The sequence below is a fragment of the Liberibacter crescens BT-1 genome (assembly GCF_000325745.1).
GTDB classification, from domain to species: Bacteria; Pseudomonadota; Alphaproteobacteria; order Rhizobiales; family Rhizobiaceae; genus Liberibacter; species Liberibacter crescens.
Window position 1 is genome coordinate 292,057 of the sequence record NC_019907.1, and the last position, 15,475, is coordinate 307,531.

Sequence of the window (15,475 nt, forward strand, 5' to 3'; positions counted from 1 at the left end):
AAATGTATCTTATAGACCTGAGAAGGTTACTTCTCTAGTATTTTCTAATTTTTATAAGATAGCTTGAGTGTTTTTGTATGTACAATGGTAGGCGATGAGAGAATTGAACTCCCGACATCCTCGGTGTAAACGAGGCGCTCTACCTCTGAGCTAATCGCCCTCATAGGAACCATGAAGTTATTACTAACATAATCAGAAATAAAAAAATCGCAAGACAATTTATTTGTTTTTTATATTTTAAACAATTGATATAATTTAATTTTTGGTTTAGGTCTTCGATATCAAAATGAATCAAAGGTAATTTGATGATAAGAAATAAAAGATAAAAGGTCCTTGATAAAATAGTAACTAAATCCTTGTTATAGTTTCAGGGAGGTGTTAAAATTTATAGGATTTTGTTGGGATGTTTTTTGGTAAATTGAATTCATCTGTTGCATTTTGTTGCTTATATGATTATTTAAGAGCTTTGTAGATTTTTATGAAGTTTTTCTTTCATGTTTTGATGGAATCTGATATTTTGCGGGTGTAGCTCAGTTGGTTAGAGCGCCGGCCTGTCACGCCGGAGGTCACGGGTTCGAGCCCCGTCACTCGCGCCAAGTTAGAGGGAGTTTTGGCTTTTTATATAATTTCATGAAAGTTTCTCTTTTTATGGGTTATTTTTTTCTTATATAAATTATAGCCTATATATAATAAAAAGAGTATATTAAGATGGCTGATGTTCTTATTTTTTATTTTCCTATTGTAGTTTTTTTTTCTATTGTGTTGATCATAGCTTGTTGTCTTATGGTTGCGCCTTTTATTGTTGCGTTCAAGTCTCCTGATCCAGAAAAATTATCGACATATGAATGTGGTTTTAATCCTTTTGATGATTCTCGGATGAAGTTTGATATTAGATTTTATCTGGTTTCTATACTTTTTATTATTTTTGATTTAGAAATTGCTCTCTTATTCCCATGGGTTGTTGCTTTTAGGAAAATTGGTTGGCTTGGTTTTTTGTCAATGGTATTTTTTTTAGGGGTGTTGGCTGTAGGATTTGTATATGAATGGAAAAAGGGAGCATTAGAATGGGAATAATGCAGTCTAATTCTCAAATATTTGCGGGACAAGGGGGATTGCCTGACAATTCAGAAATCAATTTAAAGGATTCTATTTTTCAGGATTTTGGCAGCGAATTGAATAACAAGGGGTTTTTGGTAACTTCTTCTGAGCAATTAATAACCTGGGCCCGTACAGGGTCTTTGATGTGGATGACTTTTGGTTTGGCATGTTGCGCAGTTGAGATGATGCAGGCTTCTATGCCTCGGTATGATCTTGAGCGTTTTGGTTTTGCTCCGCGTGCTTCGCCTCGTCAATCGGATGTTATGATTGTTGCTGGGACACTTACTAATAAAATGGCCCCAGCACTTCGCAAAGTTTATGATCAAATGCCTGAGCCTCGTTATGTAATTTCAATGGGTTCTTGTGCAAATGGTGGAGGCTATTATCATTATTCATATTCAGTTGTTCGGGGTTGTGATCGAATTGTACCAGTAGATATCTACATACCAGGCTGTCCGCCGACAGCAGAAGCTCTTCTTTATGGGATTCTTTTGTTGCAAAAGAAAATACGTCGTACTGGAAGTATTGAGCGTTGAGAAAGTTATGTTGCTAGAGAATATTGAGTGTCTTGATCGTTATATAAAAGATGTTTCTGGTATACAGCTTATGTCTTCTTGTGTTAATTGTGGCGAGTTGACTTTAGAAGTTTCTTGTGAAGATTTTATTGCTTTGGTAAAGTTTTTGCAAAATGATAAGAATTGTAATTTTATTAATATTATAGACCTATGTGGTGTGGATTGGCCGGGGCGTGCGAAGCGCTTTGATGTGGTTTATCATTTTTTATCGCCAAAGAGTAATTTTCGTGTGCGTGTCAAGCTTTCTGTGGCTGAAGATGAGCCTGTTCCATCAATAACAACTATCTATCCTGGGGCGAATTGGTTTGAGCGTGAGGTATGGGATATGTACGGTGTTTTTTTTGTTGGTCATCCAGATTTGCGGCGTATTCTTACAGACTATGGTTTTGAAGGGCACCCTCTCCGCAAAGATTTCCCAGTGAGTGGTTTTGTTGAGGTTCATTATGACGATGAATCTAAGCGTGTTGTTTATGAACCTATAGAGTTGCAGCAAGAGTATCGTAATTTTGATTTTTTATCGCCTTGGGAAGGTGTTGAGTATGTGCGTCCTCAAGATAAAAAAAACAGTTGAAAAAGGATATTTTCTTATCTCAAGTGTTGCTATTAAGGTGGCTTAATGACTAAGGAAAATTTACGTAATTTTACTATAAATTTTGGTCCTCAGCATCCTGCTGCTCATGGTGTTTTGCGTCTTGTTCTTGAGTTGGATGGTGAGGTTGTCGAGCGTGTAGATCCTCATATAGGTCTTTTGCATCGTGGTACTGAAAAGCTTATTGAAACAAAGACTTTTTTGCAGGCTGTTCCTTATTTTGATCGTCTTGATTATGTCGCTCCTATGAATCAGGAGCATGCCTATGCTTTAGCTGTTGAAGGATTGCTTAAAATTGAAATTCCTATCCGTGGAAAATTAATTCGGGTACTTTATTCTGAAATTGGTCGTATTCTCTCTCATTTACTTAATGTGACAACTCAAGCTATGGATGTTGGTGCATTGACTCCACCTCTTTGGGGTTTTGAAGAGAGAGAAAAGCTTATGGTTTTTTATGAGCGTGCTTCTGGTTCTCGTATGCATGCTGCCTATTTTCGTCCTGGAGGTGTTCATCAAGATTTGCCGCATCAATTGGTGGAAGATATAGGGATTTGGTGTGATCCTTTTCTTAAAGTTCTTGATGATATAGATGATCTTTTAACAGAGAATCGTATATTTAAGCAACGTAATGTTGATATTGGGATTGTTAAGCTTGATGATGCTTGGGGTTGGGGTTTTTCAGGTGTTATGGTTAGAGGTTCTGGAGCTGTTTGGGACTTAAGAAAATCTCAACCATATGAATGTTACGAAGATTTTGATTTTGATATTCCAGTCGGTAAGAATGGAGATTGTTATGATCGTTACCTTGTGCGTATGATTGAAATGCGAGAATCCATAAAAATCATCAGGCAATGTGTTAATAGGTTACTTGGCGATGCAAAAGTAGGAAGCGTTTCTTCTCTTGATAGTAAGGTTGTTCCTCCTAAGCGGGAGGATATGAAAACTTCTATGGAGGCTTTAATACATCATTTTAAGCTTTACACTGAAGGGTATCATGTTCCTGCTGGTGAAATTTATGCTGCCGTTGAAGCGCCAAAGGGGGAGTTCGGGGTTTATTTGATTGCAGATGGAGGTAATAAGCCGTATCGTTGCAAGATTCGATCTCCTGGATATGCTCATCTGCAGGCAATGGATTTTCTTTGTAAGGGTCATCAACTTGCTGATGTTGCTGCAATTCTTGGGTCTTTAGATATCGTTTTTGGTGAAGTAGATAGATAAGTATGTTGTTTTATAATATCATTTATAGATTAAGATTTGAGTAAGGCATAGCGATGTCAGTTCGTCGGTTAGCAGAAGAAAAATTACAGCCCTCTTCTTTTGTTTTTAGTGAAGATAATGTTTTGTGGGCTCAGAAGACAATTAAAAAATATCCTCCATCCCGACATCAATCGGCTGTAATTCCTTTGCTTATGCGTGCTCAGGAGCAAGAAGGTTGGGTTAGTCGTGCTGCAATTGAAGTAATCGCAGATATGTTGGGTATGGCATATATTCGAGTCCTCGAAATTGCAACTTTTTATACACAATTCCAGCTTAAACCAGTTGGATCTAGGGCACATATTCAAGTGTGTGGGACGACTCCATGTATGTTGCGGGGCTCTGAAGCACTTATAGAAGTTTGTCGCAATAAAATTCATCCTGATCCCTTGAGGGTTAATTCTGATGGTACTGTTTCTTGGGAAGAGGTTGAGTGTTTGGGAGCTTGTGTAAACGCACCAATGGTTATGATTGGTAAGGATACTTATGAAGATTTAACGCCTGAGCGTCTAGAGGTTATAGTTGATGCCTTTGTTGCAGGAAAAGGAGTAATGATACCTCCAGGGCCGCAAATTGATCGTATATATTCATCTCCTTCAGGTGGGTTAACAACTCTTCATGAAGAAGTCGTAGAAGTTAAAAGTAATATTGTTTTAGAAAAGAATAAGCCTGCTTTTTGTTCTTCTCTATTTATTGAAAGGCCATCAATTCCTGATGATTTAACAAAGATTTCAGGTATTTCTGTTGATGTAGAAAAAGCGCTTAATGATATTGGTGTTTTTACTTTTTCTCAAATAGCAAAATGGAATGATGAAGAGTCTGATTGGATTGATAATCATCTTGGTTTGGGTGGGCGTATTAAGCGTGAAACTTGGAGTAAGCAAGCAAGGCTTTTCATTTAAGATGAAAAAATTGATTAAGATCTTTCTGCGGATGGTTGAGAAGGTGAAGTATGCTTAGTGATCAGGATCGTATATTTACCAATATATATGGCCTTAAAGATAGAACTTTGAAGGGATCTATACTGCGAGGTCATTGGGATAATACTAAGCAAATTTTAGAAAAAAATCGTGATTGGATTATTAATGAGGTTAAAGCGTCAGGGTTGCGTGGACGTGGTGGTGCTGGTTTTTCAACAGGAATGAAGTGGTCTTTTATGCCTAAAGAAGTTACCGATCGTCCTCATTATCTGGTTGTCAATGCTGATGAATCTGAGCCTGGTACTTGTAAAGATCGGGATATCATGCGTCATGATCCACATACTTTGATTGAAGGCTGTGTTATGGGTGCTTTTGCTATAGGTTCTCATTGTGTTTTTATTTACGTACGAGGTGAATTTATACGGGAACGTGAGGCATTGCAGGCTGCAGTTGATGAATGCTATGATGCAGGACTACTAGGCAATAATAGTAAGCTTGGTTATGATGTTGATATTGTGGTTCACCATGGGGCTGGCGCGTATATTTGTGGTGAAGAAACAGCTCTGCTTGAGAGCCTCGAAGGGAAGAAAGGTCAGCCTCGTCTTAAGCCGCCTTTTCCTGCTAGTGTAGGGTTATATGGTTGCCCTACTACCGTTAATAATGTTGAAACTATTGCGGTAATTCCGACTATATTACGTCGGGGTGCTGCGTGGTATTCTAGTTTTGGTCGTGCAAACAATAGTGGCACGAAGTTATTTTCAATTTCAGGGCATGTTAATTGTCCGTGTACTGTTGAAGAAACTATGTCAATATCTTTTGAGGATTTAATTGAGCGACACTGTGGAGGTATAAGAGGAGGTTGGGACAATCTTCTTGCAGTTATTCCAGGGGGCTCTTCTGTTCCTTGTGTTCCTGGTGAACAGATGAGAAAAGCTATAATGGATTATGATGGTTTGCGAGAATTAGGTTCAGCTCTGGGAACAGCTGCTGTCATTGTTATGGATAAATCTACTGATATAATTAAAGCCATATGGCGTTTATCAGTTTTTTATAAACACGAAAGTTGTGGCCAATGTACCCCTTGTCGTGAAGGAACTGGGTGGATGATGCGAGTATTGGAGCGTATGGTAAAAGGTTCGGCGCGTAAGTCAGAAATAGATATGCTTTTGGATGTAAGCAAGAATATAGAGGGGCATACTATTTGTGCTCTTGGAGATGCAGCTGCTTGGCCAATACAAGGATTAATAAAGAATTTTCGCCCTTTGATTGAAGAGCGTATTGATTCTTATAGCACATAGATAGTTTTTAGATTGTTGTTTTGAGTTTTAGGTTGTATTAGAATATATAATATTTCATGTCTTTTGATGTGTCCTGTTTAGGTATGGTATCCGTAAATGATGGTAAGGTTAAGAGTTGATGGGATTGAGGTAGAAGTTCCTGATTATTTTACTGTTTTACAAGCTTGTGAAGCTGCAGGCAGTGAGATTCCTCGATTTTGTTTTCATGAAAGGCTTTCGATTGCTGGTAACTGTCGGATGTGTCTTGTTGAGGTTAAAGGCGCTCCACCTAAGCCTCAGGCGTCTTGTGCTCTTGGGGTTCGTGATATCCGTTCTGGTCCAAATGGAGAGCTTCCTGAAGTTTTTACTAAGACAGCTATGGTTAAGAAGGCTCGTGAAGGTGTCATGGAGTTCCTTCTTATTAATCATCCTTTGGATTGTCCCATATGTGATCAAGGAGGAGAGTGTGATCTTCAGGATCAAGCTATGTTTTTTGGCCTTGGCAGTTCTCGTTATTGTGAGAATAAGCGTGCTGTGGAAGATAAATATATCGGTCCATTAGTGAAAACGGTTATGAATCGCTGTATTCATTGTACACGCTGTGTTCGATTTATTACTGAGGTTGCGGGTGTTCCAGAGCTTGGTTTGATTGGTCGAGGTGAAGACGCTGAGATTACTACATATTTAGAGCATGCTTTAAATTCAGAGATACAAGGTAATATCGTTGATCTTTGTCCTGTGGGAGCTTTAACATCAAAACCGTTTGCATTCACGAGTCGTCCTTGGGAGTTAAATAAAACAGACAGTATAGATGTAATGGATGCTCTTGGTTCTGCAATAAGAATTGATGTGCGAGGACGTGAGGTCATGAGGATTTTGCCTCGTGTCAATGAAGCTGTTAATGAGGAATGGATATCAGATAAAACACGATTTATTTGGGATGGTCTTAAAATGCAGCGTTTGGATTGTCCTTATGTTCGTGTTGGAGGAAAATTAAAGCCTGTCACTTGGAATCGTGCTTTTGATGAAATAAAGCAGGTTGTTAGTGCACCTCATGTTAAGCTTGGTGCTATTGCTGGAGATCTTTGTTCTGTTGAAGAGGTGTATTCGCTGAAATTGCTTATGCAGGCACTAGGTTCTAGTAATTTTGATTGTCGGCAAGATGGTGCAGAGATCGATCCGTTTTTGGGTCGTGCCAGTTATATATTCAATCCAACTATTCAAGGTATAGAAAAAGCTGGAGCTATGTTGGTAATAGGTTGCAATCCCAGGTTTGAAGCAGCTGTTTTTAATGCTCGTATCCGAAAACGTTGGCGTAGAGGTAACTTCCCGATTGGTGTTATCGGTGAGTGTTTTGACTTAAATTATGAGTATGAGCATTTGGGTTTTGGTTCTGAAGCATTAAATGGTCTTTTGTCAGGAAAGCATGGATTTTTTGAAAAATTAAAAAGGGCTGAAAAGCCTTTGATTGTGGTAGGGCAAGGGGCTCTTTCTGGCTATAAAGGTTTTGAGGTTCTTGCAAATGCTGCAAAGTTAGCTGTAAGTGTTGGAGCGGTCACGGATGAGTGGAATGGGTTTGGTGTTTTACACACTGCTGCATCAAGAGTTGGAGCTTTGGATTTAGGTTTCGTGCCATCCGATCTAGGTTTGAAAGCAACAGATATGTTAACTAAGGCTGATGTTGTTTTTTTATTGGGAGCGGATGAATTGAATTTTTCCAAAAAAACTGCTTTTACTATCTATATAGGGTCACATGGCGATAATGGTGCTCAATGTGCTGATATCATTTTGCCTGGTGCTGCTTATACGGAAAAATCTGGTCTATGGGTTAATACTGAAGGTAGAGTCCAGATGGGAGTGCGTGCCAGTTTTCCTCCAGGTGATGCACGGGAGGATTGGTCAATATTACGTGCTCTTTCTGACATTCTTGGTTGTAGATTTTCTTTTAATTCTTTACAACATTTAAGAAATCTTTTGTATTTACAGTATCCTCATTTTTCTAGATTGGGAGATATTTCTCCTGGTTCAGGAGAAGAAGTTGCTGCTCTAGCTGAAAAAGCTGGAAATATGATAAAGCATAATTTTATTTCAACCGTAGAAGATTTTTACTTAACTAACCCTATTGCAAGGGCTTCAGCTGTTATGGCAGAGTGTTCTGTTTTGGCGCGGAATAGATTAAAAAAATCACTATAATATAAAATTGGGATATTTATGGCTTTTTTTTCTTTAACATACTTGTGGCCTCTGCTTGTAATTGCTGGAAAATCAATTTTGTTTCTAATCGGTTTGCTGATTTTTATTGCTTATATTTTACTTGCAGATCGAAAGATTTGGGCAGCTGTTCAGCTGCGTCGAGGGCCGAATGTTGTTGGGCCTTGGGGGTTATTGCAGTCTTTTGCTGATTTTTTCAAATTTGTATTAAAGGAGCCTGTTATTCCTGCTGGAGCAAATAAAGTTTTGTTTCTTTTGGCTCCTTTGGTAGCGGTAACACTTTCTCTTTCTGCTTGGGCTGTTGTTCCCATAGCTGATGGTTGGGTAATTGCAGATATTAATGTAGGAATACTTTATATTTTAGCTATTTCTTCCCTTGAAGTTTACGGTATTGTTATGGGAGGATGGGCATCAAATTCTAAGTACGCTTTTCTTGGAGCATTGCGTTCTGCTGCTCAAATGATTTCTTACGAAGTTTCTATTGGTCTTGTTATCGTAACTGTCCTTTTGTGTGTAGGTTCTCTGAATCTTACAGATGTTGTTAATGCTCAACGAGGAGGTCTAGGGACGATGATGGGGCTTCCTTCTTCATTCCTGGATTGGCATTGGTTGGTGCTTTTCCCGATGTTTGTAATCTTTTTTATTTCTTTGCTTGCGGAGACGAATCGCCCACCTTTTGATCTTCCTGAAGCAGAATCAGAGTTAGTTGCTGGTTTTATGGTTGAGTATGGGTCAACTCCATATTTATTGTTTATGCTTGCTGAATATTCAGCTATTCTTTTAATGTGTTCTTTAACAACTATTCTTTTTTTGGGTGGATGGTTGCCTCTTATTAATATACCTGTTTTAAATTATATTCCTGGTATAGTTTGGTTTATATTCAAAACATCAATGGTTTTTTTTATGGTTTCTATGGTTAAGGCTTTTGTGCCTCGGTATCGTTATGACCAGTTGATGCGATTAGGATGGAAAGTTTTTTTGCCAATATCGCTTTTTATGGTTGTGTTGGTCGCTTTTTTATTAAAGCTTATGGGTTCTTAATTTTGAGTTTGCACTGTTCTGTGTGCGCTGGAGGGTAAAATGGTGGTGTTTATTCAAAGCATCAATTCACTTTTTTTGAAGGAGTTTGTTCGTGCATTCTTCCTTTCTATGCGTTATTTTTTTAAGCCTAAAGCTACTATAAATTATCCTTTTGAAAAAGGTCCTATAAGTTCTCGTTTTAGAGGAGAGCATGCGTTGCGTCGATATCCTAATGGAGAAGAGAGGTGTATAGCTTGTAAGTTATGTGAAGCTATATGTCCTGCGCAAGCCATAACAATAGAAGCTGGTCCACGTCAAAGTGATGGGACGCGCCGTACTATCCGCTATGATATAGATATGGTAAAATGTATATATTGTGGTTTTTGTCAGGAAGCGTGTCCGGTTGATGCAATTGTTGAGGGTCCGAATTTTGAATTTGCAACAGAAACGCGTGAGGAGCTTTATTTTGATAAAGCTCGCTTACTTGATAACGGAGATCGTTGGGAGAAAGAAATTGCTCGTAATATTTTAATCGAAGCACCGTATCGATAGAAAATGTTTCTCTTGAGGAGAGAGCAATTGGTTGTTATAGTTAAATTTAATTAATGTTTGTTGATTTGTAAAGACAGTCAAAGGTATTGAGCAATGGGTCTGCAGGCTCTATTTTTTTATATTTTTTCTGGTATGCTTATAGGGTCTGCTTCTTTGGTCATTATAGTGCGTAATCCGGTTTATTCTGTATTTTTTCTTATTCTTGCTTTTTTAAATGCTGCAGGTCTTTTCCTTCTTATAGGTGCAGAATTTGTTGCTATGATTATTCTCGTTGTATATATTGGCGCCGTAGCAGTTTTGTTTCTTTTTGTTGTTATGATGCTCGATATTAATTTTGAGGATATGCGTTCTGGGTTTGCAAAGCATGCTTTCTTAGGTGTTTTTGTCGTAGGGATGTTGGGTATTGAATTAATTTTAGGTATTAAAAGTTATTCTTTTTTGTCAAACAAGCAAATTATGCCTATAAAGGATTTTGCTAAGAAAACTAATACTGAGTTGATAGGCAATGTTCTCTATACAAATTATATTTATTGTTTTCAAATATCTGGTTTTATATTGTTAGTTTCAATGATAGGCGCAATTGTATTGACTCTTCGACATCGGAATGATGTTAGAAGACAGGATATTTCTAAACAATTAGCTCGAAATCCAAAGAATGCTGTTGAATTGGTTAAGGTAAAATTCAGAAAAGGGATTCAGTAATGGAAATTAGTATTTTTGATTACTTAATAGTTTCTTCTGTTTTGTTCTGTATAGGTGTTTTTGGAATTTTTTTGAACCGTAAGAATGTTATTATTATTCTTATGTCTATAGAGCTTATACTGCTAGCCGTAAATCTGAATTTGGTTTCTTTTTCTAGCTATATGAATGATATCGTAGGTCAGGTATTTATATTATTTATTTTAATAGTTGCTGCTGCTGAAACTGCTATAGGTCTTGCAATCCTTGTTGTTTTCTATCGAAATCGTGGCTCTATTGCTGTTGAAGATATAAATATGATGAAGGGTTAAGAAAACCATTATGATATACAAGGCAATTGTCTTTCTTCCTCTCTTAGGCGCTTTAATTTCAGGCTTTTTTGGTCGTTTTATAGGAAGTAGGGGTTCTGAGCTGGTAACTTCTACTCTAATGTTTATTGTAGCATTATTGTCTTGGAATGTTTTTTTGAAGGGAGGATTTGGAGAATTATCTCTTGGGATAGAAAAAATTGAGATAGCCAGGTGGGTTCAATCGGGAGAAATTAATGTTTCTTGGGCTTTCCGTGTTGATAGACTTACCTCTGTAATGTTTGTGGTTGTTAATTCAATTTCTTTTCTTGTTCATGTATACTCGATTGGCTATATGCATCATGATCCTCATCGAACGAGATTTTTTTCTTATCTTTCTCTTTTTACGTTTTTTTATGCTGATGTTGGTTACATCTGATAATATTTTGCAAATGTTTTTTGGTTGGGAAGGGGTTGGGCTTACTTCGTATCTTTTGATTGGTTTCTGGTTTTCCAAAGAATCTGCTATAAGGGCTTCAATGAAAGCTTTTATAATCAATAGGGTAGGAGATTTGGGTTTCTTGATTGGAATAGCAGCAATTTTTGTTTTGTTTGGCTCTATAAATTTTGATGTTATATTTTCTAAAGCTAATTTTTATCCAACGGTATCAAATTTTGATTTATATGAGCCAGTAATTAATATTTTAGGAATACAGTTTCGTAATTCAGACGCTATTACTTTAGTTTGTTTGTTGCTGTTTACAGGAGCAATGGGTAAATCTGCTCAGTTTTTGTTGCATACTTGGCTTCCTGATGCAATGGAGGGGCCAACGCCTGTATCAGCTCTTATTCATGCCGCAACCATGGTTACGGCAGGAATTTTTCTTATAGCACGTATGTCTCCAATCTTTGAGCTTTCTCCTGTTGCTCTTAATTGTATTATGTTTATTGGAGCTATTACAGCATTTTTTGCTTCTACTGTTGGTCTTGTTCAAAATGATATTAAGCGTGTTGTCGCGTATTCAACTTGCTCGCAGTTAGGATATATGTTTGTTGCATTGGGTGCTGGTGCTTATGGTGCATCTGTTTTTCATCTTTTTACACATGCTTTTTTTAAAGCCTTATTGTTCCTTGGGGCAGGTTCGGTAATACATGCAGTCAATGGAGAGCAGGACATGAGGCATATGGGAGGGTTGTATAAATATTTGCCTTCTACATTTTTTGCAATGATGATTGGTAATTTGGCTCTTACAGGCTTAGGTATCCCTGGAACAAATATAGGTTTTGCTGGTTTTTTTTCTAAAGATGCGATTATAGAATCTTCATATGTTTCATATTATCCAGCTGCAGGGTTTTGTTTTGTGTTGCTGGTGATTGCAGCATTTTTTACAAGTTTTTATTCTTGGCGTTTAATGTTTTTAACTTTTTTTGGAAAAATAAGAGTTTCTCCACAAAATATAAATCATATCCATGAATCTCCTTGGGTAATGTTGGTTCCATTGTATGTCTTGTCTATAGGCGCTATATTTTCTGGATTTTTATTTCAAGATTTTTTCTTTGGCGAGAAGTATGAGTTTTTTTGGAAGGGTGCTCTTTTCACTTCTTCTGAAAATCATATTCTTGAAGCGCATCATTTTGTTCCTATATGGGTAAAACTTTGTCCATTTATAGCGTTTTTTGCCGGTTTTATTTCTTCTTTTATAATGTATATTATTTTTCCATCTTTGCCAGGGAAGCTTTCTCGTAACCAAAGTGTTCTTTATAATTTTCTTTTAAATGCTTGGTATTTCGATCAGATTTATGATTTTTTGTTTGTTCGTCCTGCGCAGCGTTTTGGGTTTTTTCTCTGGAAAAAAATTGATGCATTTATTGATAATTTTGGACCAAACGGTCTTGCATCTGTAGTGCGTTTTATAACGAAGCGTGTAGTTAGATTGCAAACGGGATATCTTTATCATTATGTATTCGCGATGTTGATAGGAGTGGTTGTATTGGTCGCTATAATGATAGGAAAGGGAAATGGTTAATGTATGGATGGCCAATTCTTTCAATTGTCACCTTTATGCCTTTAATTGGTGCAATTTTTTTGCTGTTTTTTCCTAAAATAGGAGATAGTCGGCGTGTAGTTTTAATAATTTCTTTAGCGATTAGTTTATTAACTTTTTTCCTTTCAGTTATAGTTTGGGTCAAATTTAATAATAATGATCCTAGATTCCAAATGATAGAATATCATAAGTGGATTGATCCTTTTTTTGATTATCATTTAGGGATTGATGGTATTTCTGTGCTTTTTGTTATTTTATCAGCTTTTCTTATTCCTTTCTGTATTCTAGCAAGTTCGGCTTCGATAAAAGAGCGCTTTAAAGAATATGTCGTTGCTTTTTTAATCCTTGAATCAATGGTAATCGGGGTTTTTGTGTCCCTTGATATTGTTTTGTTTTATTTGTTTTTTGAAGCAAGTTTGGTACCTATGTTTATTATCATTGGAAGATGGGGCGGTCCTGATCGAGTATATGCTTCTTATAAGTTCTTTATTTATACGTTTTTAGGTTCAGTTTTGATGCTTCTTGCTATAATGGCAATGTATTGGGAAACTAGAACAACCGATGTTTTAAAGCTTTTAGAATATAATTTTTCATATAATATGCAATTTTGGTTGTTTTTAGCCTTTTTATGTTCTTTTGCTGTTAAGATTCCAATGTGGCCTATCCATACTTGGTTGCCAGATGCTCATGTGCAGGCACCAACAGCTGGTTCTGTTGTTCTTGCCGGTGTTATGCTAAAACTAGGAGGTTATGGTCTTTTGAGATTCTGTTTACCAATATTTCCTTTGGCATCTGATTTTTTTGCGCCAATTATTTTTGTTTTATCTGTTATTGCTATTATTTATGCTTCTTTAGTTGCAATGGTTCAAGAAGATATAAAAAAGTTGATTGCCTATTCTTCAGTAGCGCATATGGGTTATGTTACAATGGGTATATTTTCAGCTAATATACAAGGCGTTCAGGGATCAGTTTTTCAAATGTTATCTCATGGTATTATTTCAAGCGCTTTGTTTTTATGTATAGGTATCATTTATGATCGATTGCATACACGTCAAATCTCTTCTTATGGAGGGGTGGCGTATAGTATGCCAAAATATGCAGTCTCGTTTATGGTCTTTACTATGGCAAATATAGGTCTTCCTGGTACATCTGGATTTATTGGAGAATTTTTAACGTTAATGGGTGTTTTTAAAGTGAGTTCTATTACTGCTCTTTTTGCAGGGATTGGTATTATTCTTTCAGCCTCTTATGGTTTATGGGTTTACCGTAGGGTGATTTTTGGTCCTTTAATAAATGAAAAAATAAAATTACTTTTTGATCTTTCTTTGCGTGAAAAATTTGTTCTTTATCCAATGATCATATTAATAATCTTCTTTGGAGTTTATCCATTTCCTATTTTAAAGACTACTTCTGGATCTATTGATCTTCTCTTAAGCAATTATCATGCGGCTTTACAGGTGTCACGTGATTTTATGCCTTGGTAATGAGGACAGGAATTTTGATGATGGCATCTGACAATATTATAGGCGATTTGAGTCTTTGTGTTCCTGAGTTAATTCTAGCAATAGGAAGCCTTGTCATTTTGATGCTCGGTGTTTTCTTTAAAAAGAAGTCATATTTTGTGATACCTTTTTTTGCAATAAGTGTTCTTTTTATAGCTTTTATATATCTTTCTATATTTTCTACGGAAGGAATAGGATTTGGTGGCGTTTATATTCTAGACAGTTGGGCTTTATTCGTAAAATGTATCGTTCTTTTAAGTTCTATATTAATTTTTATAATGATATTAGCTGAATGTCGTATACATTCATTCATTTCTTTTGAGTTTTCTGTTCTTTTATTGTTAGCAATATTAGGAAATTTATTGCTGATTTCAGCTAACGATATGATTGCCCTTTATATGGCTTTGGAACTTCAATCTTTAGCTCTTTATGTTATCGTTGCTATTAATCGTGATGATCTTCGTTCTAGTGAAGCTGGGCTTAAATATTTTGTACTCGGGGCTTTGTCATCTGGAATATTACTGTACGGTATGTCATTTGTTTATGGTTTTACTCAGCATACAGGCTTTGTAGATATAGCAACCACGCTATCTAATGAAAATTATTCTTTTGGATTAGCATTGGGTTTTGTATTGATCCTTGTCGGTATTGCATTCAAAATTTCAGCTGTTCCATTCCATATGTGGACGCCTGATGTTTATGAAGGAGCACCTACGTCTGTTACTGCTTTTTTAGCAACTGTTTCTAAAATTTCTGCTATAGTGGTACTTACGCGTATTGTGGTTAGTGTATTTGGTGTTCTTTCCTTTAGCTCAATACAAGCTATAATTTTTGTGTCTCTTGCTTCTATGTTTTTGGGTTCTTTTTCTGCAATTGGACAAAAGAATATAAAACGTCTTATGGCCTATTCTTCAATAACTCATATCGGTTATGCGTTACTTGGTTTGATTTCGGGAACAGACGCAGGTGTTGTGAGCATGCTTCATTATATGATTATATATTTAATCATGGTTTTGGGTGTTTTTGCTTGTATTATTGCTCTCCGTTTTAAAGAGGGTGGTGCTGTTGAATCTATCTCTGATTTGGCAGGTCTTTCACAAGATAACCCATTCATAGCTTTTATACTTACTGTTTTGATGTTTTCTTTGGCAGGTATTCCTCCTTTTGCTGGGTTTTTTGGTAAGTATTTTGTTTTTCTTTCTATTATAGAAGAGCATTTTTATACTTTGGCTATTTTAGGTATACTCTCTTCTGTGATTGGAGTTTATTATTATTTGCGTGTTATAAAAGTGATTTGGTTTGATAAAAGTGAAAAACAATTTTGTCCTATTAGCCCAGAATTAAAGTTTGTATTTAGTATATCCGGCTTATTTGTTGTCATGTATATTTTTATTGCAAGCTTCCTTAATTCTAAGATAAATTTAGCAGCAGCATCTCTTTTTTGAC

General features: G+C 36.5%; 13 protein-coding genes, 2 tRNA genes and 1 pseudogene. 15 read left to right on the top strand and 1 reads right to left on the bottom strand.

The genetic code is table 11. The features are described from left to right. Positions 1-85: 85 nt before the first annotated feature. A tRNA-Val gene (locus B488_RS01275) sits at positions 86-160 on the bottom strand. A 359-nt stretch (positions 161-519) separates the two neighbouring features. On the opposite strand from B488_RS01275, the gene B488_RS01280 reads away from it, so the two are divergent. The 15 genes and pseudogenes from B488_RS01280 to nuoN all read left to right on the top strand — a co-directional run bounded on the left by B488_RS01280 (position 520) and on the right by nuoN (position 15,474). Then, positions 520-596 (top strand) — tRNA-Asp (locus B488_RS01280). Positions 597-708: 112 nt separating this feature from the next. After that, positions 709-1,074, top strand: coding sequence for an NADH-quinone oxidoreductase subunit A (locus B488_RS01285; protein WP_015272677.1), 366 nt, complete (start codon positions 709-711; stop codon positions 1,072-1,074). After that, the gene (locus tag B488_RS01290) at positions 1,065-1,634 is read left to right on the top strand and encodes a NuoB/complex I 20 kDa subunit family protein (protein ID WP_015272678.1); all 570 of its coding nucleotides are present in this window, start codon (positions 1,065-1,067) and stop codon (positions 1,632-1,634) included. The genes B488_RS01285 and B488_RS01290 overlap by 10 nt, the downstream gene beginning before the upstream one ends. Before the next feature lie 7 nt (positions 1,635-1,641). Further along, positions 1,642-2,244: an NADH-quinone oxidoreductase subunit C gene (locus B488_RS01295; protein WP_015272679.1), complete on the top strand. Its 603-nt coding sequence runs from the start codon at positions 1,642-1,644 to the stop codon at positions 2,242-2,244. 45 nt (positions 2,245-2,289) lie between these two features. Further along, positions 2,290-3,480, top strand: a complete 1,191-nt coding sequence (locus tag B488_RS01300; protein ID WP_015272680.1) for an NADH-quinone oxidoreductase subunit D — start codon at positions 2,290-2,292, stop codon at positions 3,478-3,480. A 53-nt stretch (positions 3,481-3,533) separates the two neighbouring features. Further along, a complete protein-coding gene (gene nuoE / locus B488_RS01305; protein WP_015272681.1) occupies positions 3,534-4,418 on the top strand; it encodes an NADH-quinone oxidoreductase subunit NuoE in 885 nt (294 codons plus the stop codon). A gap of 50 nt (positions 4,419-4,468) precedes the next feature. Beyond that, positions 4,469-5,734 (top strand): NADH-quinone oxidoreductase subunit NuoF, encoded by a 1,266-nt coding sequence (nuoF, locus tag B488_RS01310; RefSeq protein WP_015272682.1) that lies wholly within the window; start codon positions 4,469-4,471, stop codon positions 5,732-5,734. Positions 5,735-5,833: 99 nt separating this feature from the next. Continuing rightward, positions 5,834-7,906 carry an NADH-quinone oxidoreductase subunit NuoG gene (gene nuoG / locus B488_RS01315; protein ID WP_015272683.1) on the top strand — a complete coding sequence of 691 codons (2,073 nt, stop codon included), beginning with the start codon at positions 5,834-5,836 and terminating at the stop codon, positions 7,904-7,906. Positions 7,907-7,924: 18 nt separating this feature from the next. After that, a complete protein-coding gene (gene nuoH / locus B488_RS01320) occupies positions 7,925-8,965 on the top strand; it encodes an NADH-quinone oxidoreductase subunit NuoH (RefSeq protein ID WP_015272684.1) in 1,041 nt (346 codons plus the stop codon). A 39-nt stretch (positions 8,966-9,004) separates the two neighbouring features. Next, complete coding sequence (nuoI, locus tag B488_RS01325; protein WP_041770550.1) at positions 9,005-9,496, top strand: NADH-quinone oxidoreductase subunit NuoI; 492 nt, start codon at positions 9,005-9,007, stop codon at positions 9,494-9,496. A gap of 93 nt (positions 9,497-9,589) precedes the next feature. Next, positions 9,590-10,198 carry an NADH-quinone oxidoreductase subunit J gene (locus tag B488_RS01330; protein WP_015272686.1) on the top strand — a complete coding sequence of 203 codons (609 nt, stop codon included), beginning with the start codon at positions 9,590-9,592 and terminating at the stop codon, positions 10,196-10,198. Further along, positions 10,198-10,506: an NADH-quinone oxidoreductase subunit NuoK gene (gene nuoK, locus B488_RS01335; protein WP_015272687.1), complete on the top strand. Its 309-nt coding sequence runs from the start codon at positions 10,198-10,200 to the stop codon at positions 10,504-10,506. Before B488_RS01330 ends, nuoK begins: the two co-directional genes overlap by 1 nt. Positions 10,507-10,516: 10 nt before the next feature. Then, positions 10,517-12,509 (top strand): annotated as a pseudogene (nuoL, locus tag B488_RS01340) (NADH-quinone oxidoreductase subunit L). Next, positions 12,509-14,011, top strand: coding sequence for an NADH-quinone oxidoreductase subunit M (locus B488_RS01345; protein WP_015272689.1), 1,503 nt, complete (start codon positions 12,509-12,511; stop codon positions 14,009-14,011). The pseudogene nuoL and the gene B488_RS01345 overlap by 1 nt, the downstream one beginning before the upstream one ends. A 20-nt stretch (positions 14,012-14,031) precedes the next feature. Further along, on the top strand, positions 14,032-15,474 hold the full coding sequence (gene nuoN / locus B488_RS01350; protein ID WP_041770553.1) for an NADH-quinone oxidoreductase subunit NuoN: 1,443 nt from the start codon (positions 14,032-14,034) through the stop codon (positions 15,472-15,474). Position 15,475: the final 1 nt, after the last annotated feature.

Bases quoted from the DNA above. Each gene is read 5' to 3' on its own strand.
- B488_RS01285 (WP_015272677.1), top strand. From the start codon at position 709: ATGGCTGATGTTCTTATTTTTTATTTTCCTATTGTAGTTTTTTTTTCT.
- B488_RS01290 (WP_015272678.1), top strand. From the start codon at position 1,065: ATGGGAATAATGCAGTCTAATTCTCAAATATTTGCGGGACAAGGGGGA.
- B488_RS01295 (WP_015272679.1), top strand. From the start codon at position 1,642: ATGTTGCTAGAGAATATTGAGTGTCTTGATCGTTATATAAAAGATGTT.
- B488_RS01300 (WP_015272680.1), top strand. From the start codon at position 2,290: ATGACTAAGGAAAATTTACGTAATTTTACTATAAATTTTGGTCCTCAG.
- nuoE (WP_015272681.1), top strand. From the start codon at position 3,534: ATGTCAGTTCGTCGGTTAGCAGAAGAAAAATTACAGCCCTCTTCTTTT.
- nuoF (WP_015272682.1), top strand. From the start codon at position 4,469: ATGCTTAGTGATCAGGATCGTATATTTACCAATATATATGGCCTTAAA.
- nuoG (WP_015272683.1), top strand. From the start codon at position 5,834: ATGGTAAGGTTAAGAGTTGATGGGATTGAGGTAGAAGTTCCTGATTAT.
- nuoH (WP_015272684.1), top strand. From the start codon at position 7,925: ATGGCTTTTTTTTCTTTAACATACTTGTGGCCTCTGCTTGTAATTGCT.
- nuoI (WP_041770550.1), top strand. From the start codon at position 9,005: ATGGTGGTGTTTATTCAAAGCATCAATTCACTTTTTTTGAAGGAGTTT.
- B488_RS01330 (WP_015272686.1), top strand. From the start codon at position 9,590: ATGGGTCTGCAGGCTCTATTTTTTTATATTTTTTCTGGTATGCTTATA.
- nuoK (WP_015272687.1), top strand. From the start codon at position 10,198: ATGGAAATTAGTATTTTTGATTACTTAATAGTTTCTTCTGTTTTGTTC.
- B488_RS01345 (WP_015272689.1), top strand. From the start codon at position 12,509: ATGTATGGATGGCCAATTCTTTCAATTGTCACCTTTATGCCTTTAATT.
- nuoN (WP_041770553.1), top strand. From the start codon at position 14,032: ATGGCATCTGACAATATTATAGGCGATTTGAGTCTTTGTGTTCCTGAG.